At 39.3% G+C, this 1,305-nt stretch carries 1 protein-coding gene; it reads right to left on the bottom strand.

Annotation, left to right across the window (positions count from 1 at the left end; translation table 11 throughout):
* On the bottom strand, positions 1-1,305 hold a 1,305-nt coding region (locus tag BAZ21_RS27440; RefSeq protein ID WP_218061454.1), incomplete at both ends, for a phage tail protein.

Genomic DNA, 1,305 nt, shown 5'->3' with positions numbered 1-1,305 from the left:
TTCCTCCAAATAGTCCACTAAAGAAACTACCAAGCCCATTAAATACTCCTGTTATTGCGTTGTAAGCATTAGAAGCGAAACCACCAAAAGCGCTGAACACTCCATTAACTGCATTTTTAGCACCATTGAATACTCCGCTAAAGAAACTACCGACTCCGCTAAATACACCTGAAATTCTTGACCAAGCGTTTGAAGCAAAGTTACCTATGGCACTAAATACTCCACTAACGACACTACGAACAGAGTTGAATATGCCACTAAAGAAGCCTGAAATTGCACTCCATATTGAGCGAACTACTCCCCAAGCATTAGAAGCAAAACTGCCGATTGCGCTAAAAGCACTAGATACAACTCCTTTTACAGCGTTAAATATACCGCCAAAGAAGCCGGATACTGCATTCCATACGCCAACCAGTACATTCCAAGCTGAGCCAGCAAAGCTACCGATAGCGCTGAACACGGTTGAAACTACGGAACTAACAGCATTAAATATTCCACTAAAAAAGCCAGTTACTCCGCCCCATACAGATTGAACGCCACCAATAACAGTTGTCCATAAATTGCTAAAGAATGTTGTTATTCCGTTCCAGATATTTTGAATACCTTGTACAATTCCGCTGAACCAATCAACTAAGCCTTGCCAAATACCTTTTGCTCCGTCAACTGCTCCGTTCCATATATCAGCGAACCATTGACCGATACCGCTAAAGAATGAAACTATTCCGTCCCATGCACTCTTCAAGAAGTCTACAAAGTCAGCCCATATCTTTTTGCCTGTTTTGGTTTGAGTGAAGAAATAAACTAGACCGGCAACAACAGCGATGATTGCAGCTGCAATTAATACATAAGGGTTAAGTCCAGCAACCTTATTGAAAGCTTTCATTATGCCCATTCCTGATTTAATTGACTTTTGTAACTTTTGGAAAGCACCGATAGCAGTTACTATTCCAGTTCCGATTTTAAAAGCCACAAACCCTGCTATTAGTTCAACTAAAGCCACTTTTATCTCATCTATTGCACCCTTACTCTCACTAAATTTCTTTGCAAAATCAGCGATTTTCTTTATGACATCAGCCAACCATTTTGCCAAATTAGCGATAGTTTTACTTACATTCTCAACAGAACCTGAACTTTCAGCAGTTTTTGAATCTACACCAGTAAATGATTCTATTAGTTGTCCGATTATACTTAGAACTGAACCAAAAGTTGATTTTAAACCGTCCCAAATCTTAGAGAAAGAACTTAAAGCACCATTTTTTTCTAACGCTTCCCATAGTTCTTTGACATACTTGACTATGCTATCTA

Source organism: Paenibacillus kribbensis (assembly GCF_001705305.1).
GTDB lineage: Bacteria > Bacillota > Bacilli > Paenibacillales > Paenibacillaceae > Paenibacillus > Paenibacillus kribbensis_B.
Note: the sequence above shows the minus strand (reverse complement) of the source record. Positions and strands in the feature narration are given on the sequence as shown.